Genomic DNA, 20,447 nt, shown 5'->3' on the forward strand with positions numbered 1-20,447 from the left:
AACGGCGACCTGCAGGTGGCTTATACAGCCAAGCCTTATAAATCCAAGGTCCCTTACTACGACCAACACAACACAGAACCCGGAGACCCTCTAAATCCCCGCTGGGCTACCGTGGATGAAAGTCGACCATTACATGACCGCTACCGTTACGATCCACGCAGGCAGTCCTATGTCAGCGATACCTGGCTCCTCCCCGGGCAACAATGGACCGGGATCGATTCCTTTGGCAATCCAACCGACAACCAAGTCACACAGCTTGCTGTTCGCCGGGTGTCCGATACCGAGTACGCCATGGACACGCCAGGCCGCATCACCACGTTCAGCAAGCGTGCCGATTGTTGGTACCTGACGCACGACTGGACACTTGATCCATTCGAGGGCTGCCAGTGGCCTGAGCAGTGCCGCAGCATGCGTGAGTACGAGGGCGGTGACGAAGACGACTGAAGGGTCGCGATGCACGACGGGCTACAAACAAGCACATCAGGCCGTCAGAGGAACGATCATGGACAGATCCATTACCAGCGCACCGTTGACATACCGCATCCAACAAATGGGCCCGCCGCGTTTGCGCGACGGCACTGTGTCCAGTGTCCACAGCCGGGGCACCCAGCTCAATGAACCCGTGACTGGCTTCGATAGCTTGGTCCTGCATCATCCCGGCGACAACCGCGCCGTCCGCATGGTCGAAGGTGCGGTAGTTGACGGCAAGCCAGGTCGTGCCTTCGCCCACATCGATGGCCGTCTGCAGGAAATCGAGTATGCGCGCAGGCACAGTGACGGTCGTATCAGGACCTATGATTTGGAACCTGATCAGGTATTGATCAAGCGAGACTTCATTCTATCTAATCCAACTCTCGGCGCTAACAGCAAATTTGCTCGGGAGGTACATGTGCCTTCGCCCGTCGAAGGCGTTATCGGTGCGCGACGCGACAGCGAGGGCTTGATCGATATTCTCGACCAAGCGGGCGGCAAGGTCATCGCGCGCTTCCGCCACATGTCCGACATCCAAGTACGTGTGGGCCAAACGGTGTCTTACGGCCAGACCCTGGGTACGCAAGACAAAGTAGCCACTCCTGCCGTCCACGCCATATGGAAATGGACAGCCACTACTACCCGCAATTTCGCAACTATGTCGATGACCTGGCCAGCGGCCGCCTGCCCCTGCAGCCAGAGCATCGCCAAGGCGTGACAGCCCGTCCGGTGATCGGCGACGGAATCTTCCGGCTGGGCCAGTCCAGTGAGCAGATCAGGCAACTGCAGGCGGTGATGCACGGCGAGGGTTACCGCAATGCCGATGGCAGCCCACTGGACCGTGATGGCGTCTACCGCGTTGGCATGCAGGGTGCCCTGTTGGATTTCCAGTACGCACATGGCATTGCCCAGAGCGGTGATGTCGACCCGGCAACGCTCCGTTTTTTGCAACCAGCGCAAAGCCACGCCCAGGATTACCCTCACCACACCGAGCAAGGCCGGTGGCCTGCCATGCATGCCGGACCAAACACCCTGCCCGGACACCCTCATCACCCCGACCACAGCGGCGACCTGCCACTGGAACAACCGCCATCAGTGAACCAGCAATCCACGCAGGTCACGGGCAATGGCGATCCTTGGCTTGATCGACTGCTGAGCGCACTGGCAAGCAATGACCCGCAAGCGCTGTCACCGGTCTGCCAGGAAATCACCGGCTCAGCCGCCGCCCAGACATTGCTTGAACACGGGCGCGCCCTGCTGGCTGCAGAGCAAATCCAACAACACCAGCAACAGGCCCACAGACCCCATCTGTGAGGTGCAAGCAAGCCAGGCCAAGGAGGCTGTCATGTCCAGCAATCCCAATACCCAGGATCTTCTACAGGCACTGGCCCTGATGCTGGCGCGCATGGAGCAGCGCGAAAACCAGTTGCATGCTTCGCTGCAAAACAAGGCGCAAGCGGCGCACAACGAGCTGCAACAACTGCAACATCGCCTGGCCAACAGTGTCGGCAATACACAGAGTGCGATCAGCCAGCAGGCAGCTGCGGTGATGGCGCCAGTTGGCATTGAATGCAAGCAGGCCGTTGCCGATGTCACCACCCAACTGCGCCAGGCCAGCCGGATCGTCTGGGGCTGGTACCTCGCCTTGGCCGGATTTGCCCTGATTCTGGTAATCCTAGGCGGCGGCGTACTGGGTTACTACCAGCGCGAGCTGGCTGCCGCGCGCGACGCCCTGGCCCGGCACGACAATGCCCTGCCGGTGCTGCAGGCTTTCCAGGCTTCCGATGCCAGCCTGTGCGATGGCCATCTGTGCATCAATGCCGATGCGACCGCTCCGCGCTACGGCCAGAACAAGCAGTACATCCGCGCCAAAGCACGTTGATCTGCCCCGATACAGTTCCTGCGCCGAGCGGCGATCAGACGGATGGATGGCCGAACCGCCTGACCCGCATGCACTACTGGCGCCGAAACAAAAACGGCGGCCTTGCGGCCGCCGTTGCGTTGGATCAGACCAGTGCGTCCCAGCGGGCGCGCAGGGTATCCAGGCGCAGGTCGGCGGCGGCACCGGGCGAGACACGGGCAGCCAGGCTGCCCTCCGGGGTACGCCCCTGTCCGGCACTGTCCTTGGCAATGGCCGCAGCCTGGTAGGCCTCGCGGAACGGCACACCGGCCACGGCCGCTTCCACTGCCACGTCGGTGGCATACATGCCCGAATCGATGGCGGCGCGGATGGCGGCATCGTTCCAGTCCAGGTTTTCCAGCAGCGCCGGCAGCAGTTCCAGTGCCATCAGGCCACGGGCAAAGCCGTGCACGATGGCGCCCTTGGAGTTCTGCAGGTCACGCTGGTAACCGGACGGCAAAGAGAGCAGCTGCTCGATCTCGGTACGCGCGGCGGCAATGGAGGCGTGGCAGGCACGCATCAGCTCGACCACGTCGGGGTTGCGCTTGTTGGGCATGATCGAGGAGCCGGTGGTGTACTGCGCCGGCAACTGGACGAAGGCGAACTCGCCGGTGGTGAACAGCGACAGGTCCCAGGCAATACGACGCAGGTCCAGGGTGGCGCCACCCAGGGCTTCCAGCGCGGCCAGCTCGAACTTGCCACGCGAGAGCTGGGCGTAGATCGGGCTGATCTGCATGCGCGCAAAACCCAGCGCAGCGGTGGTGTGGTCGCGGTCCAGCGGCAGGTTCACGCCGTAACCGGCAGCGGTACCCAGCGGGTTGCAGTCCACCAGCTTGGCGGTATCGGTCGCGCGCACGGCGTTGTCGATGAAGGCCTCGGCCCAACCGGCCCACCACATGCCGGCCGAGGACACCACGGCGCGCTGGATATGGGTGTAGCCCGGCAGCGGCTGGTCCTTTTCCGCTTCGGCGCGGTCCAGCGCGACCTTGGCAATGGACTTGGACAGCTCGGCCACCCGGGCCAGCTGGTCCTTGAGCCACAGACGGGTGGCGACCAGGATCTGGTCATTGCGGCTGCGGCCGGTGTGGATACGGCGGCCGGCATCGCCCAGGCGTTCGGTCAGGCGCGCCTCGATGGCCGAATGGCAATCCTCGTACTGCTCGTCCAGCACGAAGGCGCCAGAGCGGAAATCCTCGGCCAACAGCGCCAGCTCACGCTCGATGCCGTCCAGCTCTTCGCTGCTGAGGATGCCGATGTGCTGCAGGCCTTGCGCGTGCGCAGCCGAGGCGCGGCAGTCGTACAGGAAGAACTGACGGTCCAGGATGACGTCATCACCGGCCAGGAAGGTCTGGATCTTGGCATCCACGGCGACGCCGGGTTTTTGCCACAACAGGTTTGCCATGAGAAATCCTCGAAATGGGGGCTGGCCATTGGCCTTGTAACAAAGTCTGCGCGAGTACCGGTGCGACAAGCGTCGCGACCTGGGTCGCTCCCACAGTTGCCGACACTGCAATCGGCGGTAGATCAGGTATTGCTGGAATTGCCGGAGCGCTCTTGGAGCAAAAAGCATCGCGACCTGGGTCGCTCCTACAGCTGCCGATGGCAGTACAACGGTGTCGGTCGACCTGTGGGAGCGCACCCGGGCGCGACAGGCTGCACCACGCGTGTGCTCCCGGCAGGATAGGCCAACGCCTTACGGGGTGATTGCGGTCAGCTCGTCCAGGCCCAGGGCCAGGTTGAGATTCTGCAATGCCTGCGCCGCCGCGCCCTTGAGCAGGTTGTCGATGGTGGCCACCACCACCACGCGCTTGCCGCCCGGGGCAAGAGTGATGCCACCGATCTGCACACCATTGCGGCCGGCAATGCAGCTGACCCAAGGCGCCTGTTCGACCAGTTCGATCAACGGCTCGCCGGCATAACGGGCGCGGTAGCGCTCGCTGACCTGCTCCACGCTCATCGGCTGGCTCAGCCACAGGTTCACGGTCATGGTGATGCCACGGAAATGCGGCGCCACATGCGGCATGAACTCGACCGGGAAGCCGAGCTGGCCGGTGACCTCACGCTCGTGCACGTGGTTGGTCAGCGCGTACGGCATCAGGTTGTCGGCCAGCAGCTCCGGGTTGTTCTTGTCGCTGGGCGTGGTGCCGGCACCGGACCAGCCGGAGACACCGAAGCATTGCGGCGGCCCGGCCAGCACATCCAGCAACGGGCTGATCGCCAGCTGCATCGCGGTGGCGTAGCAGCCCGGGTTGGAAATGCGGGTCTTGCCGGCGGCACGGGCGCGGGTCAGCTCGGGCAGGCCGTAGTACCAGCTGGGATCGAAACGGTAATCGGCCGACAGGTCGACAATCACCGTCTGCGGGCGTGCCGCATCAATGGCGGCCACGAACGGCGCAGCCAGGCCATTGGGCAGGGCCAGCACCACCGCATCCACGCCCTTGGCGGCCACGGCCTCGGCACTGAGATTTTCGTAGCACAGTTCACCGGCATAGGCAGCGTTGTGCGCGGCCACACGCTGGCCGGCCAGCTCGCGGCTGGACACGAACGCCAGCTCGATGGCCGGATGGGCGGCCACCAGGCGGATCAACTCCGCGCCGGTGTAGCCACGGGCACCGACGATGCCCAGGGTGTATTTCTTGTCAGTCATGCGTGCGAGTCCAGACGCTGCTGCAGGGCGCGCTTCACGTCCTGCCATTGGGTATCGATGATGGAAAAGGCCACGGTGTCGCGCGGGCTGCCGTCAGGGTGACGGGCATGGTTGCGCAGCACGCCCTCTTCGGTGGCACCCAGGCGTGCGATTGCGGCACGCGAGGCATGGTTCAGGATGCTGGTATGGAAGCCCACGCTGATGCAGCCAAGACGCTCGAAGGCATGGCGCAGCAACAGCAGCTTGGCCTGGGTATTGACGCCGGTGCGCTGCGCGCCCGGGGCATACCAGGTGTAGCCGATGTACAGCCTCGGCACCTGCGGCTGCAGGTCGTAATAACGGGTGGAGCCCACCACCTGGCCCTCGGCATCGATCACCACGAACGGCAACGCCTTGCCTGCAGCCTGGGCCTGCAAGGCCTCCTGCACATAGGCGGCCATGCCCTTGGCATCGGGCACATGGGCATAGCCCAGGCGGCAGATCGCGCCATCACCGATGGCCCCGCGCAGGCCGTCGATATGGCCCATCTGCAGGGGCTCGAGGCGGACATGGTTGCCAGCCAGGGTGGGCACACGGTCCCAGTCTGCGTGGTTCACCGCATCATCCCTGCAGGCTCGGCTTGCGCGCGGCGCAGTGGTCCACATAGCCGCGCAGGGCATCAAAATCCGGCGCACCGAACCAGAACACCTTCCAGTGGTCCAGCTTGTAGCAGCCATCGGACTGGGCGTAATAGAAATGGTTGACCGGGTTGCCGTTGCGCGAGCGCCAGAACATCTGCGGCGTCTGTTCGGCCATGACATTCCACACCGCACGCCCCAGGCCCTCGCCCTGCGCTTCATCGAGCACGGCGAACTTGTCCAGGTACACGCCCTCGGCCTCGTCGGTGAGGATCATCGCCGCGCGGTAGTTCTCGCTGACGTAGCAACGCAGCAGCTTGGTCTTGTCGAAGTAGTCCGGCACCAGCTCGCGGCCGAAGCTGGACTCGATCAGCGTCTTCATCCGCACCAGGTCCAGCTCGTCCCACGAGGTGGCGGTAAGCACACGCTCGCCACGACGCACCAGGGTGCCCGAGCCCTTGTGGGTGAACAGCTCCTTGGCCAGGTCGGCCGGACGGGTGATGGACACTGACGATTCCATCGGCAGTTTGTCCAGCAGGTCCTTGATCTGCTCGATCTTGACCCGCATGCCACCGTGGATCCACGGCTGGGCCATCAGCTGCTCGTACTCGGTGGACAGGTTGATCGAGTCGATCAGCTTGCCCTGCTCGTCGAGCAGGCCGCCGGTACCGGTGAGGAAGATGATCTTGTACGGCTGCAGTTCGCAGACCAGCTCATTGGCGGCAAAGTCGGCGTTGACGTTGAGGATCTGCCCACCAGCGGTCTCCCCCAGGGAGGCGATCACCGGGATCGAACCGGCACGCAAGGATGCCTCGATCGGGGCCAGGTTGACCTTCTTCACCTCGCCAACCAGGCCGTAGGTGTCGCGGTCCATGTAATCGGCCTCGAACACACCACCGGTCACCGACGTTGCGCGCGCACCGTTGTGCTGCAGCGCCTCGACCAGCTTCAGGTTGGCCTGCTGGAACACCCGGCGCACGATCGCCAGGGCTTCCGGTGTGGTCACGCGCAGGCCGTTGACGGTGTGCTTTTCGATGCCGGCGGCCGCCAGCTCGGCATCCAGCTGCGGGCCGGCGCCATGCAGCACGATCGGGGTCAGGCCGACCTCCTGCAGGAAGGACAGCGAGGAAGTCAGCGCTTCCAGGTCATCACGCAATACCGCGCCACCCACCTTGACCACGGCAAAGCGCTTGGCGTCCAGCTGGGAGAAACGCTTGAGGTACTGGCTGATTTCCTTGGCGCTGGCCATGGAGGACAGCAGACGCACGATGGTCTGACGGGTCTGGCGGTGGGCTTGCTGGGAAGGAGACATTGCGGTTTCTTCAAAAACGGCCTGCGGCCGTAAACAAAGGGCACCGGCCCGCAGGCCGGCACGGCGGGCGCGATCAGGCGCCTTGTTCGATGATGCGCAACACCGATTCGGCGTAGCGCTCCAGTTGTTCGTAGGTGACGAATTCGTCGGCGGTGTGCGCCTGGGCGATGTCACCCGGGCCGTACACCATGGTGGTGTAGCCAGCGGCCGAGAACAGCGAGGCCTCGGTCCAGAAATCCACCGCATTGCCGATCGGCAGGTTCAGCGCATCGGCGATGTCGCGGGCGGCCAGGCGGCGCTCCTCGGCACGGGCAATGTCACCGGACGGCAGGCTCGGGCCGCGGAAGGTTTCTTCAAAATGGGCGGCAGCCGGCTCGGCGAAACCGGCAAAGGTGGCCAGCAGCGCATCGATGTCCATCGACGGCAGCGGGCGGAAACCGAAGCGCAGTTCGGCGGCCGGGGCAATCATGTTGGCCTTGATGCCACCTTCGACCCGGCCGATGTTGAAACGCAGGCCGGTCAGGCCACCAAAGCGCTCATGGGCCAGGGCATCGACGTGGTCCAGCGCCTTGCCACCCCAGCGCATGGCCTGGTGCAGCGCGCTGGCCGACGGGTCCTGCTTGCCCGAGGCATGCCCGGCGCGGCCGGCAAACTTCATCAGCACCGAGGAAATGCCACGATGGGCCAGCACCGCCTCGCTCATGGTCGGCTCGGCCACCAGCACCGCTTCATACGGGACGTTGCGGGACAGGAAGGCGGCAATGCAGCGCGGATCGTTGGCTTCCTCGTCAGAGGAAAACAGGAAGGCCGCATCGCCCTTGCTGACCTGGGCAGCGGCCACCAGCGCGGCTGCCGCGCCCTTGATGTCGCACACGCCCAGGCCGACCACACGGTCCTCCAGGCGGCGCATCTGGTGCGGATCGGCCGACCAGTGCGGCGAATCCGGCACCGTGTCCAGGTGCACGTTGAACAGGTACTTCGGCGTGCCACGCACGGCGTAGAAACTCACCGCACCGGCGCCGTGATCGACAACCTCGACAGTGAAGTCCGGCAGCTGCTCACGCAGGTAATCAAAGATGCCACCGGTGGTGATGGCGCGCGGCGGGTTGCGGGTGTCATGGGACACCAGCGCCTGCAGGTGATCCAGCGTGGAGGCAAGCAACGGATTCATGTCAAAGCACTTGAATGAGGGGATACCGGCAGGCCGGCAAGGCCGGCCCTTGTGGCAGCGGCCCCGGAACACTCCGGAGCCGCCGGTGACACCACTGCGGCTTAGCGGTTGACCTGTGCGTACAGGGTCGAGCTCATGCCGAACAGCTTGATGAAGCCTTCGGCTTCTTCCACACCCCAGTCAGCCGACTGGGCGTAGGTGGCGCCCTTGGCATTGAGGATGTGCGGCGACTTCACTGCCACGGCATCGACGCGGCCACCACGGGTTTCCAGGGTGACTTCGCCGTTGACCATGGTCTGCGAGGACGTCAGGAAGGCTTCGATGTCGGCCTTGAGCGGGTCGTGGTAGAAGCCTTCGTACACCAGCTCCACCCACTTGCGTGCCACTTCCGGCTTGAAGCGGTTCTGCTGCTTGGTCAGCACCGCATCTTCCAGTGCACGGTGGGCGGTCAGCAGCGAGACCAGGCCCGGAGCTTCGAACACGATGCGGCCCTTCAGGCCGATCACGGTGTCGCCGGTGTACACGCCACGGCCCACGCCGTAGGGGGCAAACATCTTGTTGAGCTTGGCCAGGATCTGCTCACCCGGCAGTTCCTTGCCGTCCAGGGCAACGGCTTCGCCGTTGACGAACTTCAGGGTCACGGTCAGCGGCTCCACCGGCCAGGCGCTGCGCGGGGCGCACCAACCGCGGGCACCCTCGCCCGGAGCTTCCCAACGGTCGATCTCGCCGCCGGACATGGTCAGGCCCAGCAGGTTCTCGTTGATGGTGTAGGCCTGCTGCTTGGCGCGCACGCCAAAGCCGCGCTCTTCCAGGTACTTCTGCTCGTAGGCGCGGGTCTGGGTGTGTTCCTTCTGGATCTCACGGATCGGCGCAACGATCTCGTAATCGCCCAAGGCCTTGACCGCCAGGTCGAAACGGACCTGGTCATTGCCCATGCCGGTGCAGCCGTGGGCGATGGCCTTGGTGCCCAGCTCGGCGCAGCGCTTCAGGGCAGCGTCCACGATCAGGTAGCGATCGGAGACCAGCAGCGGGTACTGGCCTTGGTAGGCCTCACCGGCCATCACGAACGGCTTGACGAAGCCGGCCCAGATAGCCGGGCCGCCATCAACGGTGACGTGGCTGGCAACGCCCAGCTCGGCGGCACGCTTTTCGATGAAGTCACGCTCTTCGGCATCCACGCCGCCGGTGTCGGCGAACACGGTGTGCACGTTCCAGCCGCGCTCCTGCAGGTACGGCACGCAGAAGGAGGTATCCAGTCCACCCGAGAAGGCCAGGACGATGTCTTTGTTGCTCATGGGGGCAGTTCCGTTGGTTGAACGATTACGGGTTGGCCAGGGCGGCCATGATGGCCTTCTGGACGTGCAGGCGGTTTTCCGCCTCGTTGATGGCAATGCAGGCCGGCGAGTCCATCACGCCATCGGTAGCCTTGACGTTGCGGCGCAGCGGCAGGCAGTGACTGAACACGCCGTTGTTGGTCAGGGCCATCTTGGCCTCGTCCACGATGAAGTGCTTGTACTGGTCGCGGATCGGCTTTTCAGGGCCCCAGTTGCCGAAGAACGGCAGTGCGCCCCAGCTCTTGGCGTAGACCACGTCGGCACCGGCATAGGCGCTGGCAATGTCATGGGAGACCTGCAGCGAACCGCCGGATTCGGCCACGTTGTCCTGGGCCCAGCCCATGTAGCGCTCGTCCAGGATGTAGTCCGGGGTCGGGCACAGCAGGGTCACGTCCATGCCCATGCGGGTGGCGATGGTCAGGGCCGAGTTGGCCACCGCGGTGTTCAGCGGCTTGGGGTGGTAGGTCCAGGTCAGCACGTACTTCTTGCCACGCAGGTCGGTGGTGCCGAAGTGTTCCTGCAGGGCCAGGATGTGGGCCAGCTCCTGACAGGGATGGGTGATGGTTTCCATGTTGATCACCGGCACCGGGCTGTACTTGGCAAAGGCGGCCAGCACGCGGTCCTGGCGGTCGATCTGCCAGTCAACAAACTTCGGGAAGGCACGCACTGCCAGGATGTCGGCGTAGCGGGCCAGCACCTTGGCCACTTCGGCAATGTGCTCTTCGGTGTCGCCATCCATCACCGTGCCCAGGTCGAACTCGATCGGCCACGCATCCTTGCCCGGCTGCAGCACCACGGCATGGCCGCCAAGCTGGAAGGTGCCCAGCTCGAAGCTGGTACGGGTGCGCATGGACGGGTTGAAGAACACCAGCGCAACTGCCTTGCCCTTGAGCTGGTCACCGAGCTTGGTCTGCTTGAAGGCGCGGGCCTGGTCGAGCAGGGCGTCCAGCTCCGGACGGCTCCAGTCCTGGGTATTGAGGAAGTGCTTCACTGACATCGGGAGATCCTGGTTGAAGGTGGCCACATCGACCAATTGTTTTGCTTGAAACCAACTTGCCGAATCGAAAACGAAAAAACCCAGCCACTCGGGCTGGGTTTTCGGACAGACAGCGTAACGCCCCGGCTTACCCAGCGAGAATGTGGGGTTCCGGTCGGCGGGCACGCGAGGTCATGCCGGAGGCCATCCGGGCAGTACTGGTTGCGTGCTGGAAGTCGGTCGCGTTCATTGCGGCAATCTTCGCATGTGCAAGTGCAGCACGCAAGCCATCGGCGCGGCTCAGTGTGCGTCCTCGGCGGCCAGCTGGCTGCCGACCACCGGGGTGACGGAAATGCGGATGCGCAGACGGTTGCCCGGGTCCTCGGGCAGACGCGAACGGTACTTGGTGCCGCGCCAGACATAGTCCACGTCATAGGCGATGGGGCGACGGAACTCGCGTCCGACCTCCACCACCCGGCAATTGCGGGTCAGCAGCGGATCACGCCGCACCACCTCGGCCTCGGCCTCGATCCGGGCCGCTTCATCGGCCTCCTGTTCGCTGCCGAACATGCGCTTGACCGAGCTCCAGAAACGGCCGAAGCCGCCCTTCTCCTCGTTCTCCACCACCACGTTGACCGGATCCAGGGTCCGCGTACTCACCGGCTCGCACTGTTCTTCGGTACGGGTGGCGCGCAGCACCTGGAACACCGGCTCGACATTGAGCACCTGGGCGTAGTCGTGGCGCACATTCTCGATGACCACCGTACGCTCGGCCGGCGCCGGCTCCTGGGCAGCAACAGCGCTGATCGTGCCCGCACATACCAGGGCGATGGACAACACGAAAGGCAGATTCATTGAGGCAGGGTATCTGAATGGTAGACATAGTCTAGGCAGGCCGCGCTGCCGCAACGCTGAACGCCGCTACGCCAGCCCTGCAGGGGACGGCGCTCGCCGCCGGCGTTAGAATGTTCGATCACTTTCCAAACCGCCATGCCATGAGCCTGCGACTGTACAACACCCTGTCACGTCAGACCGAGCCGTTTGCCCCGCTCGACCCGGCCTGCCCCACCATGTACGTCTGTGGCCCGACCGTCTACAACTATGTCCACATCGGCAATGCCCGTGGCCCGGTGGTGTTCGGCGTGCTGGCCGACCTGTTGCGTCGCCGCTTCGGCGCCCTGCGCTATGCACGCAACATCACCGACGTGGATGACAAGATCAACGCCGCCGCCCGCGAGGCCGGGGTGCCGATCAGCGCGATCACCGACCGTTTCGCCGCCGCCTACCTGGACGACATGGCCGCCCTTGGCGTGCAGGCCCCGGACATCCAGCCCAAGGCCACCGCGCACATCCCGCACATCATCGCGATGATCGAGCAGCTGATCGCCGCCGGCCACGCCTATGCCGCCGATGGCCATGTGCTGTTCGCCGTTGCCTCGTTCAAGGATTACGGCAAGCTCTCGCGCCGTGACCCGGAAGACATGCTGGCCGGCGCCCGCGTCGAAGTGGCCCCGTACAAGCGCGATGCCGGCGACTTCGTGCTGTGGAAGCCCTCCAGCGAGGACCTGCCGGGCTGGGAATCGCCGTGGGGCGTGGGCCGTCCGGGCTGGCACATCGAGTGCTCGGCGATGGCCGCCGCGCACCTGGGCCAGACCATCGACATCCACGCCGGCGGCGTGGACCTGCAGTTCCCGCACCACGAAAACGAAGTGGCGCAGAGCGAATGTGCCCATGGCGGCGCCCCGTTTGCGCGCTGGTGGATGCACAACGGCATGCTCAACTTCGGCGGCGCCAAGATGAGCAAGTCGCTGGGCAATATCGAACGCGTGCACGACCTGGTCCAGCAGCACCGCCCCGAGGCCCTGCGCTACGCCCTGCTCTCGGCCCACTACCGCCAGCCGCTGGATTGGTCCGACGCCCTGATCGAGCAGTGCACGCGCACCCTGGACCGCCTCTACGGCACCTTGCGCGACCTGGCCGAGGTGACCGCCGACGCGCTCATTCCGCAAGCCATCGAACAGGTCCTGGACGATGACCTGAACACCCCGCAGGCCCTGGCCGAAATCGCCGCCATCGCCACCGAGGCGCGCAAGGCCACCGATGCCGGTGAACGGGCCCGCCTCAAGGCCGCCCTGCTCGGTGCCGGCAAGGCCCTGGGCCTGCTGCAGCAGGACCCGGCGCAGTGGTTCAACCATGGCGGCAATGCCGATGATGATGCGCGCATCCAGGCCCTGGTGGACGAGCGCGTCGCCGCCAAGGCCGGGCGTGATTTCGCCCGTGCCGATGCGATCCGCCAGCAGTTGACCGACGAAGGCATCGTGCTGGAAGACACCCCGGCCGGTGTGCGCTGGAAGCGCGCCTGAGCCCCCCCACGGCGCCGCTGCATGCGGCGCCTCACGTCTGGAAATTGATTGTGACTGCACCTACCTCCCCGTTCCCGACCGAGGCCACCCCCGCCCTGGCCCAGGCCGAAATTGCCGACGAATTCTCCTTTTTCAGCGACTGGTCCGAGCGCTACCAGTACCTGATCGACCTGGGCCGCAAACTGCCTGACCTGCCGGCCGAGTGGAAGACCGACACCCATCGCCTGATGGGCTGCCAGTCGATGGTCTGGATCGTGGCCGAAGGCAATGCCGACAAGCTCACCTTCCACGCCATCAGTGATTCGGCCATCGTCTCCGGCCTGATCTACCTGGCCCTGCGCGTGTATTCGGGCCGCAGTGCCGAGCAGATCCTGGCCACCACGCCGGATTACGTGGCCGCCATCGGCCTGGCCAAGCATCTCTCGCCGACCCGCAGCAACGGCATGGCCGCCCTGCTGGCCTTCATCCAGGACACCGCCCGCGCCCAGCAGGCCGCCTGAACATGGCCGGCACCTCGGCCTGGCCGTTGTTGCGGCAACCCGGGCTGAGGTGGCTGCTGGGCTATCGCATCGCCGCCATGCTGTCCTACCAGATCGTCGCGGTGGCGGTGGGCTGGCAGGTCTACCAGCGCACCGGCGATGCCTTTGCCCTGGGCCTGATCGGCCTGGCCGAAGTACTGCCCTTCCTGTGCGTGGCCCCGTTCGCCGGCCATCTGGTGGACCACCTGCCACGGCGCCGGCTCGGCCTGGCCGCCTGCACCGGCCTGCTGCTCACCGCCGCCGCCCTGCTGCTGACCAGCCTGCCGGCCCTGTCCGCCCTGCCCCTGTGGCCGGTGTATGCGGCCATTGTGGTCACCGGCATGGTCCGCGCCTTTCTCACCCCGGTCTACATGGCCCTGTTCGCACGTGTCCTGGCCCGGGCCGACTATGCCGGCGGGGCCAGCCTGGGCAGTGTGGCCTTCACCACCGCCCTGGTCATCGGCCCGGCCCTGGGCGGCGGATTGATCGCGATCGGCGGCAGCCTGCTGGCCTATGCCGTGGCCGCCTGCTGCGCCGCCCTGGCAGCAGCGGCCCTGCTGCGCCTGCGCGTGGATGACACCCCGCCAGCCACCACCCACACGCCGGTGCTGGCCTCCATCGCCGAAGGCGCCCGTTTTGTCTGGAACAATCCGGTGATGCTGGCAGCGATGGCCTTGGACATGTTTTCCGTCCTGCTCGGCGGCGTGGTAGCGATGTTGCCGGCCTTCATCGACCAGGTCCTGCAGGCCGGCCCGCAAGCGCTGGGCCTGTTGCGCGCGGCTCCGGCGGTCGGCGCTCTGCTGACCGGCCTGTGGCTGGCGCGGCGCCCGCCCAACCGCCATGCCGGCTGGCTGCTGCTGGGCGCGGTGGCCGGCTTCGGCCTGAGCATCCTCGGCTTTTCCCAGGCCCGCCAGCTCTGGCTGGCGGCCGCATTCCTGCTCTGCTACGGGGCCTTTGACGGCGTCTCTGTGGTGCTGCGCCAGACCATCTTCCAGCTCGCCACCCCCGATGCGATGCGTGGCCGGGTGGCCTCGATCAATGGCATCTTCATCAGCTCGTCCAACGAACTGGGCGCCTTTTACGCCGGCTCGATGGCCCGCCTGCTCGGCCTGCTGCCGGCCATGGTCGTGGGCGGCAGCGCGGTGATAGCGGTGGCCGCCATCACTGCCTGGCGCAGCCCGGTCCTGCGCCGCCTGCATATCGACCAGCTGCGCTGAGCCTGGCCGGCCGCAACAAAAAAGGCCCTGCAATGCAGGGCCTTTTCATCATGCTGCCGGCAACGATCAGTCGCCCTGCTGCTTCTGCAGGTGCTCCCAGCGCTCCTGCGCATCAATGGTGCGCTCGGCGGTCAGGCGGGCTTCCAGACGATCCAGGCCGATGTCCTCGCCGGTATCCACGCAGTAGCCGTAATCGCCGGCATCCAGACGCTTCAGGGTCGAGTCGATCTTGCCGATCAGCTTGCGGTAGCGGTCACGGGTGCGCAGTTCCAGCGAGTTTTCGGTCTCGCGGGTCGCACGCTCGGCCTCATCGCCGATGTCGCGCACTTCGTCACGCAGGTTTTCGATGGTCTGCTTGGATTCTTCCACCAGTTCAGCGCGCCAGGTGATCAGGCGCTGGCGGAAGTATTCCTGCTGCAGCGGATTCATGTATTCCTCATCAGCCGACGGCTTGTAGCCGGCCGGCAGCTGCGGACGTCCAGTTGCTTCATCCATCACGTAGTCCACCACTTTGTATTGCGGGGCCGCTTTGTTGGTGCGCACGGGAGAGGTGACCGCAACGGCCACCTTGCCGATGGGGCGAACGGCTGCCGGCTTGGCCGGAGCAGCAGTCTTGGGGGAATTCTTGGCAGCAGTTTTCGAAACAGACACAGGATTACCGGATTGCTTGGATTTGGATTCGGGAGCCTTGCGGCCTCCCGGCGATGTGGCTGGGCTTGCGGGGCGCGCAGTTTCCACTACAGCAGGTGAAGCCTGGGCAACCTGATTGCCCGCCCCCCCCTTGCGCTGCGGTGAAACGCCAGCCTGGGCCGCAGACACTGCGGACCCGGAGGATTTGTTCTTGGGCGCAGCAGCCGGCTTGGTCACCTTGGTGACCGGCTTTGTCGCTGCGACCACCTTGTTCACCGGTGCCGCCGCGGCCGTCTTGCCTGCGCTCTTTTTTACTGCCGGCTTGGCAGCCTTGGTCACAGCCTTCTTGGCTACCGGCTTGGCAACCTTGGTCGCGACCTTTTTGGCGACCGGCTTGGCAACCTTGACCACAGCCTTTTTGGCTACCGACGTGGCGACCTTGGTCGCAACCTTTTTGGCTACCGGCTTGGCAACCTTGGTCGCGGCCTTCCTGGCTACCGGCTTGGCAACCTTGGTCGCGGCCTTCTTGGCTACCGGCTTGGTGGCCTTGGTCGCGGCCTTCTTGGCTACCGGCTTGGCGGCCTTGGTTGCGACCTTCTTGGCTACCGGCTTGGCAGCCTTGGTCGCGACCTTCTTGGCTACCGGCTTGGCAGCCTTGGTCGCAACCTTCGTGGCTACCGGCTTGGCGGCCTTGGTTGCAACCTTCTTGGCTACCGGCTTGGCAGCCTTGGCCACGGTCTTTTTTACTACGGGCACGGTCAACGCCTTCTTGGCGACAGGCTTGGCGGTTTTCTTGGCGGCCTTTGCGGCCTGCTTTGCAGTTTTAGTCGCAGCCACGAAACGCTCTTCCTTGTTCCCCCGGGGCCCGGGAAGCGGGCCTTTATAACGTACCCGACCGGTGCGGGCAACCACCCTGCCAGACCCGGCAAGCCCGTCACACCGGGCTTTGCCGTGCCTGCCTACCGATCAGGCGCCACCGGCCGCCTGCGCAGGCCGGACAGTCACTGCCATCACTTGCCAACCAATCGATCTGTAATGTCGATCCTGCGACAAGGCCGGCGCTTTGCCAAGTGGCCTATCATTTGGGGGTGATCTCTCGACTGCTCATCGCCCTGCTGCGCATTTACAAAACCCTCATCAGTCCGATGCTGGGCCCACGCTGCCGCTTCGTGCCCAGCTGCTCTGAATACGCCATGGGTGCAATCGCCCGACACGGTCCGCTGCGCGGCCTGTGGCTGACCACCAGCCGCCTGGCCCGCTGCCATCCCCTGCATCCGGGCGGGTATGACCCCGTTCCCGGCTCTGCACCATGTCCCTGTACAGGAAACCCCACCATGTCCTCGACCCTGATTACCCATGCACGTCTGGTCAACGAAGGCCAGATCTTCCAGGCCGATCTGCGCATTGAAGGCCAGCGCATTGCAGCCATCGCGCCGTCGCTGAGCCCGCTGCCCGGCGAAACCGTGATCGATGCCAGCGGCAAGTGGCTGATGCCGGGCATGATCGATGACCAGGTGCACTTCCGCGAACCGGGCCTGACCCACAAGGGTGACATCGCCAGCGAATCGGCCGCCCTGGTCGCCGGCGGCCTGACCAGCTTCATGGACATGCCCAACACCAACCCGCCGACCCTGGATTCGACCATCCTGGAAGCCAAGTACGCGCTGGCCGAAGGCCGCGCCTGGGGTAATTACGGCTTCTACCACGGCGCCTCCAACGACAACCTGGAAGCCATCCGCGCCCTGGACCCGAAGAAGGCCCCCGGGGTGAAGGTGTTCATGGGCGCCTCCACCGGCAACATGCTGGTGGACAACCCCGAAACGCTGGATGCGATCTTCCGCGACTGCCCGACCCCGATCATCACCCACTGTGAAGACACGCCGATGATCAATGCGCTGGCCGCGCAGTACGAGGAGAAGTACGGCGATGCGCTCAGCGCCGAGCAGCACCCGGACATCCGTTCGCGCGCGGCCTGCCTGAAATCCTCCGAGCTGGCCGTGTCGCTGGCCAAAAAGCACGGCACCCGCCTGCACGTGCTGCACATTTCCACCGCCGACGAGCTCAAGCTGTTTGAACAGGGCCCGTTGATCCGTGCCGATGGCAGCCGCAAGCAGATCACCGCCGAAACCTGCGTGCACTTCCTGCACTTCGCCCGTCCGGATTACGCCGAAAAGGGCAACCTGATCAAGTGCAACCCGGCGATCAAGGACGTGGCCGACCGCGAGGCGATCACCGCCGCCCTGGCCAATGACGTGATCGACGTACTGGCCACCGACCACGCCCCGCACACCTGGGAAGAGAAACAGAAGCCCTATGCCCAGGCTCCGTCCGGCCTGCCGCTGGTGCAGTACGCCCTGGTCGCCGCGCTGGAGCGCGTGCACGAAGGCAAGCTGACCCGTGAGCAGGTGGTGCAGAAGTTTGCCCATGCCCCGGCCCAGCTGTTTGACGTGTCCCAGCGCGGCTTCCTGCGCGAGGGTTACTTCGCCGACCTGGTGCTGGTGGAGGACGTGCCGTTCACGGTCAAGCGCGAGGACGTGCTGTCCAAGTGTGGCTGGTCGCCGTTTGAAGGCACCACCTTCGGCTCGCGCGTGGCCGCGACCTGGGTCAACGGCCAGCAGGTCTGGGACGGCGAGAAGCTGCTCGGCGAACCGGCCGGCCTGCGTCTGGAATTTGACCGTTGATGGCCCTGCACCGGCGTATCGCCGGCGCCCTGCTCGGCGCCGCCCTGCTGGGCGCGGCACCTGCCGGCGCCCAGGATGCACAGCGGGTGGTGTTCCCCGGCAGCGTGCAGCAAGGCGCGATGGTGGTGGGCAAGGTGCCACCGGGCAGCACGGTCCGCTATGGCGAGCGCAACTTGCGGGTCAGCAGCTACGGCACCGTGGTGCTGGGTGCCAGCCGCGATGAGCGCGGCCCGCTGCAGCTGACCGTGACCCGCCCCGACGGCAGCCGGGTGGACGCCGAAGTGGCGGTAAGCCGGCGCGACTGGCCGCTGCAGCGGGTCGACGGCGTGCCGCCGCGTACGGTCAATCCGCCGCCGGCGGTGGCCGAGCGCATTGCCCGCGAGCAGGCCGCGGTCACCGCCGCACGCACCCGCGATGACAACCGCACCGATTTCGCCAGCGCCTTCATCTGGCCGGTGGAGGGGCGCATCAGCGGCCGCTTCGGCAATGCCCGCGTCTACAATGGCCAGCCCGGCGCCGGCCATTCGGGGATGGACATCGCCGCACCCACCGGCACCCCGGTCAAGGCCCCGGCTGCCGGCATCGTGACCTTCGCCAATGACGACCTGTACGTCACCGGCGGCACGCTCATCGTCGACCACGGCTTTGGCATCAGCTCCAACTTCCTGCACCTGTCACGGGTTGACGTGAAGGTCGGGCAGCGGGTCGAACAGGGCCAGGTGATTGCGGCAGTAGGCTCCACCGGGCGATCGACCGGGCCGCACCTGCATTGGGGGATGAACTGGTTCGACGTGCGCATCGATCCGCTGCTGGTGCTGGAACGCAAGCCCTGAGAACGGCAGTGCCCGGGCGCGCGGCGGCGCGTTCGGGCAGCTGCCTGGCCGCAAAGCACTCCCTGGCGCGGTTCGATGTGCGCATCGACCCGCTGCTGGTGCTGGAACGCAAGCCCTGACAACGGCACTGCCCGGGCGCGCGGCGGCGCGTTCGGGCAGCTGCCTGGCCGCAAAGCACTCCCTGGCGCGGTCTGATGTGCGCATCGACCCGCTGCTGGTGCTGGAACGCAAGCCCTGAGGACGGTACTGCCCGGGCGCGCGGCGGCGCGTTCGGGCAGCTGCTTGTCCGCAAACCACTCCCTGGCGCGGTTTGAGCAACAGAGCGGCAGTGGCAGAAAAAGCGCTCTTTTGCTCACTGCCCGGCACACACTGCTGGCTTATCGGCCGCGGGCGGCCCACCAGGCCTTGAGCAGCACCATCGCCTGGTGCGGGGCAATGCCCTTGTCACTGGCCAACCCCTGCAGGCGCAGACGGGCCAGAACCGACAGGACCCGGCGCGGGCGCGCGCCGGGCACGCGCAGCCCCCAGCCCTGCAACAACTGCTGCGCCCAGGCCGACACGGCCATGGTGGCCGTATCACCGCCGATGCTGGCCGGCACCGCCTGCTGGCCGCGGCGCTCCAGACGCTGGGCCAGGGTGTGACGTACAACGGTCTGCGCCGCTCCGGCCTGCAACGGCGCATTGAACACCACTGCCTCGACCGCAGCGACCGCCTGGGCAAAACCGGCCAGGGCGCCACGCGCCAGCTCGGCGCTGCCCAGCGCCGCACGCGCGGCCAGCAGGTCGGGCAGGCTGTCAGCCAGGCCAATCCACGGGGCACGCAGCGGATCAAGCACCCGTCCCAGCGGATGGCGCGAGCGCTGCTCCTGCCAGCTGCGCAGCTCCTCGCCCCACCAGGCCAGCTTGGCATCCTGGGCGGTGGTGTCGCCATCGGCGGCGAGGATGTCGTCAAATTCCTGCAACAACGCAAACCAGGCCACGCAACGCTGGCGCTGGCCGGCCTCGATGAAGGGCTCCACCAGCGACCATTCCGGCCAACGCTGGTGCCACTTGCCCAGGAAACTGTCCAGGGCCGAATAACTGCTCATAGGTTCCAACTCATCAAGGGACTTGCGGCCAGCCGGCAGGCTGGCTCAGTGCCGCAGCGGTGTCGTGCAGGCAATCAGCGCCCCACTGCAACGGCTGGTCATCGGCCAGGCGGTAGCCCCACAGGGCGCCCACCGAGGGCATCGCTGCCGCCTGCGCGGCCAGGATGTCGCGCTGGTCATCGCCCACATACACGCACTGCGCGGGGGCCATGTCGATGGCGGCGGCAGCATGCAGCAAGGGCAGCGGATGCGGTTTTTTCTGCGCCAGGGTGTCGCCGCCGACCAGGACCGCACAGCGGTCTTGCCAGCCGTGCTGGGGCAGGATGTCCCGGGCCAGATACTCCGGCTTGTTGGTGACGATGCCCCACACGCAGCCGGCGGCATCCAGTGCATCGAGCATGCCTGCCACACCGTCGAACAGCTGCGCATGCTGGCCGATCAAGCCCTGGTAGGTATCCAGGAACTCGGGCACCAGGGCTTCACGCGCCTCGGTCTGCAGCTGCGGAAAAGCCACGGCCAGCATCGCCCGCGAACCCTTGGACACCACCGGGCGGACCACCTGCGCACTAGCAACCGGCAAGCCGTGGCGCTGGGCCATCAAGGCCAGAGTGGCGACGAAATCCGGCGCACTGTCCAGCAGGGTGCCATCCAGGTCAAACAGCACGGCCGGGGGGAAACGGGGATCCATC

Annotated in this window: 20 protein-coding genes and 1 pseudogene; 10 read left to right on the plus strand and 11 right to left on the minus strand. The window is 65.8% G+C overall.

The genetic code is table 11. The features are described from left to right. From ABB30_RS16440 to ABB30_RS02055, 4 genes are all read left to right on the plus strand, one after another. Positions 1-444 (plus strand): hypothetical protein (locus tag ABB30_RS16440; protein ID WP_161808811.1); only part of this gene is annotated, 444 nt, incomplete at its 5' end. 58 nt (positions 445-502) lie between these two features. After that, positions 503-1,189, plus strand: a complete 687-nt coding sequence (locus ABB30_RS16035; protein ID WP_152980504.1) for a M23 family metallopeptidase — start codon at positions 503-505, stop codon at positions 1,187-1,189. Further along, on the plus strand, positions 1,096-1,785 hold the full coding sequence (locus ABB30_RS15580) for a peptidoglycan-binding domain-containing protein (RefSeq protein WP_161808812.1): 690 nt from the start codon (positions 1,096-1,098) through the stop codon (positions 1,783-1,785). Before ABB30_RS16035 ends, ABB30_RS15580 begins: the two co-directional genes overlap by 94 nt. A 31-nt stretch (positions 1,786-1,816) precedes the next feature. After that, positions 1,817-2,353 carry a hypothetical protein gene (locus ABB30_RS02055; RefSeq protein ID WP_057636649.1) on the plus strand — a complete coding sequence of 179 codons (537 nt, stop codon included), beginning with the start codon at positions 1,817-1,819 and terminating at the stop codon, positions 2,351-2,353. A gap of 124 nt (positions 2,354-2,477) precedes the next feature. Here ABB30_RS02055 and argH read toward each other — a convergent pair whose 3' ends face one another. From argH to ABB30_RS02095, 8 genes are all read right to left on the minus strand, one after another. After that, positions 2,478-3,773, minus strand: a complete 1,296-nt coding sequence (argH, locus tag ABB30_RS02060; RefSeq protein ID WP_057636650.1) for an argininosuccinate lyase — start codon at positions 3,771-3,773, stop codon at positions 2,478-2,480. Positions 3,774-4,064: 291 nt separating this feature from the next. Continuing rightward, complete coding sequence (gene argC, locus ABB30_RS02065; RefSeq protein WP_057636651.1) at positions 4,065-5,018, minus strand: N-acetyl-gamma-glutamyl-phosphate reductase; 954 nt, start codon at positions 5,016-5,018, stop codon at positions 4,065-4,067. Further along, positions 5,015-5,614 (minus strand): GNAT family N-acetyltransferase, encoded by a 600-nt coding sequence (locus tag ABB30_RS02070; RefSeq protein ID WP_057636652.1) that lies wholly within the window; start codon positions 5,612-5,614, stop codon positions 5,015-5,017. Before ABB30_RS02070 ends, argC begins: the two co-directional genes overlap by 4 nt. A gap of 4 nt (positions 5,615-5,618) precedes the next feature. Continuing rightward, on the minus strand, positions 5,619-6,947 hold the full coding sequence (locus tag ABB30_RS02075; protein ID WP_057636653.1) for an acetylglutamate kinase: 1,329 nt from the start codon (positions 6,945-6,947) through the stop codon (positions 5,619-5,621). A gap of 73 nt (positions 6,948-7,020) precedes the next feature. Then, positions 7,021-8,118 (minus strand): acetylornithine deacetylase, encoded by a 1,098-nt coding sequence (locus tag ABB30_RS02080; protein WP_057636654.1) that lies wholly within the window; start codon positions 8,116-8,118, stop codon positions 7,021-7,023. 101 nt (positions 8,119-8,219) lie between these two features. Then, complete coding sequence (locus ABB30_RS02085) at positions 8,220-9,413, minus strand: argininosuccinate synthase (protein ID WP_057636655.1); 1,194 nt, start codon at positions 9,411-9,413, stop codon at positions 8,220-8,222. A gap of 25 nt (positions 9,414-9,438) precedes the next feature. Further along, a complete protein-coding gene (locus tag ABB30_RS02090; RefSeq protein ID WP_057636801.1) occupies positions 9,439-10,449 on the minus strand; it encodes an N-acetylornithine carbamoyltransferase in 1,011 nt (336 codons plus the stop codon). Positions 10,450-10,728: 279 nt separating this feature from the next. Next, on the minus strand, positions 10,729-11,283 hold the full coding sequence (locus ABB30_RS02095; protein ID WP_057636656.1) for a hypothetical protein: 555 nt from the start codon (positions 11,281-11,283) through the stop codon (positions 10,729-10,731). A 140-nt stretch (positions 11,284-11,423) separates the two neighbouring features. Between ABB30_RS02095 and cysS the strand changes: the two genes are divergently transcribed. Genes cysS through ABB30_RS02110 form a run of 3 tightly spaced genes read left to right on the plus strand, consistent with a single transcriptional unit; the run spans position 11,424 to position 14,526 of the window. Next, positions 11,424-12,791: a cysteine--tRNA ligase gene (gene cysS, locus ABB30_RS02100; RefSeq protein ID WP_057636657.1), complete on the plus strand. Its 1,368-nt coding sequence runs from the start codon at positions 11,424-11,426 to the stop codon at positions 12,789-12,791. A 50-nt stretch (positions 12,792-12,841) separates the two neighbouring features. Continuing rightward, positions 12,842-13,291 (plus strand): SufE family protein, encoded by a 450-nt coding sequence (locus ABB30_RS02105; protein WP_057636802.1) that lies wholly within the window; start codon positions 12,842-12,844, stop codon positions 13,289-13,291. Positions 13,292-13,293: 2 nt separating this feature from the next. Then, on the plus strand, positions 13,294-14,526 hold the full coding sequence (locus tag ABB30_RS02110) for an MFS transporter (protein ID WP_057636658.1): 1,233 nt from the start codon (positions 13,294-13,296) through the stop codon (positions 14,524-14,526). A gap of 66 nt (positions 14,527-14,592) precedes the next feature. Here the strand turns inward: ABB30_RS02110 and dksA are convergent, their stop codons facing one another. Beyond that, positions 14,593-15,993, minus strand: a complete 1,401-nt coding sequence (dksA, locus tag ABB30_RS15585) for an RNA polymerase-binding protein DksA (protein ID WP_083489628.1) — start codon at positions 15,991-15,993, stop codon at positions 14,593-14,595. 233 nt (positions 15,994-16,226) lie between these two features. Between dksA and yidD the strand changes: the two are divergent. From yidD to ABB30_RS02130, 3 genes and pseudogenes are all read left to right on the plus strand, one after another. Beyond that, positions 16,227-16,481: pseudogene (gene yidD / locus ABB30_RS16640) on the plus strand (membrane protein insertion efficiency factor YidD); the annotation flags it as partial. A 9-nt stretch (positions 16,482-16,490) separates the two neighbouring features. After that, complete coding sequence (locus tag ABB30_RS02125) at positions 16,491-17,837, plus strand: dihydroorotase (protein WP_057636661.1); 1,347 nt, start codon at positions 16,491-16,493, stop codon at positions 17,835-17,837. Further along, positions 17,837-18,670 (plus strand): M23 family metallopeptidase, encoded by an 834-nt coding sequence (locus ABB30_RS02130; protein ID WP_057636662.1) that lies wholly within the window; start codon positions 17,837-17,839, stop codon positions 18,668-18,670. The genes ABB30_RS02125 and ABB30_RS02130 overlap by 1 nt, the downstream gene beginning before the upstream one ends. Positions 18,671-19,047: 377 nt before the next feature. Here ABB30_RS02130 and ABB30_RS02135 read toward each other — a convergent pair whose 3' ends face one another. Then, the gene (locus tag ABB30_RS02135) at positions 19,048-19,758 is read right to left on the minus strand and encodes an isoprenoid biosynthesis enzyme family protein (RefSeq protein WP_057636663.1); all 711 of its coding nucleotides are present in this window, start codon (positions 19,756-19,758) and stop codon (positions 19,048-19,050) included. Between the two features lie 13 nt (positions 19,759-19,771). After that, positions 19,772-20,446, minus strand: a complete 675-nt coding sequence (locus ABB30_RS02140) for a phosphoglycolate phosphatase (RefSeq protein WP_057636664.1) — start codon at positions 20,444-20,446, stop codon at positions 19,772-19,774. Between the last annotated feature and the right edge of the window lies 1 nt (position 20,447).

The sequence above is a fragment of the Stenotrophomonas ginsengisoli genome (genome assembly GCF_001431485.1).
Lineage (GTDB): Bacteria > Pseudomonadota > Gammaproteobacteria > Xanthomonadales > Xanthomonadaceae > Stenotrophomonas > Stenotrophomonas ginsengisoli.

Bases quoted from the DNA above. Each gene is read 5' to 3' on its own strand.
- ABB30_RS02130 (WP_057636662.1), top strand. From the start codon at position 17,837: ATGGCCCTGCACCGGCGTATCGCCGGCGCCCTGCTCGGCGCCGCCCTG.
- ABB30_RS02055 (WP_057636649.1), top strand. From the start codon at position 1,817: ATGTCCAGCAATCCCAATACCCAGGATCTTCTACAGGCACTGGCCCTG.
- ABB30_RS02085 (WP_057636655.1), bottom strand. From the start codon at position 9,413: ATGAGCAACAAAGACATCGTCCTGGCCTTCTCGGGTGGACTGGATACC.
- ABB30_RS02135 (WP_057636663.1), bottom strand. From the start codon at position 19,758: ATGAGCAGTTATTCGGCCCTGGACAGTTTCCTGGGCAAGTGGCACCAG.
- ABB30_RS02125 (WP_057636661.1), top strand. From the start codon at position 16,491: ATGTCCTCGACCCTGATTACCCATGCACGTCTGGTCAACGAAGGCCAG.
- ABB30_RS02080 (WP_057636654.1), bottom strand. From the start codon at position 8,118: ATGAATCCGTTGCTTGCCTCCACGCTGGATCACCTGCAGGCGCTGGTG.
- ABB30_RS16035 (WP_152980504.1), top strand. From the start codon at position 503: ATGGACAGATCCATTACCAGCGCACCGTTGACATACCGCATCCAACAA.
- ABB30_RS02110 (WP_057636658.1), top strand. From the start codon at position 13,294: ATGGCCGGCACCTCGGCCTGGCCGTTGTTGCGGCAACCCGGGCTGAGG.
- ABB30_RS15580 (WP_161808812.1), top strand. From the start codon at position 1,096: ATGGACAGCCACTACTACCCGCAATTTCGCAACTATGTCGATGACCTG.
- argH (WP_057636650.1), bottom strand. From the start codon at position 3,773: ATGGCAAACCTGTTGTGGCAAAAACCCGGCGTCGCCGTGGATGCCAAG.
- ABB30_RS02075 (WP_057636653.1), bottom strand. From the start codon at position 6,947: ATGTCTCCTTCCCAGCAAGCCCACCGCCAGACCCGTCAGACCATCGTG.
- ABB30_RS02090 (WP_057636801.1), bottom strand. From the start codon at position 10,449: ATGTCAGTGAAGCACTTCCTCAATACCCAGGACTGGAGCCGTCCGGAG.
- ABB30_RS02095 (WP_057636656.1), bottom strand. From the start codon at position 11,283: ATGAATCTGCCTTTCGTGTTGTCCATCGCCCTGGTATGTGCGGGCACG.
- argC (WP_057636651.1), bottom strand. From the start codon at position 5,018: ATGACTGACAAGAAATACACCCTGGGCATCGTCGGTGCCCGTGGCTAC.
- ABB30_RS02140 (WP_057636664.1), bottom strand. From the start codon at position 20,446: ATGGATCCCCGTTTCCCCCCGGCCGTGCTGTTTGACCTGGATGGCACC.
- cysS (WP_057636657.1), top strand. From the start codon at position 11,424: ATGAGCCTGCGACTGTACAACACCCTGTCACGTCAGACCGAGCCGTTT.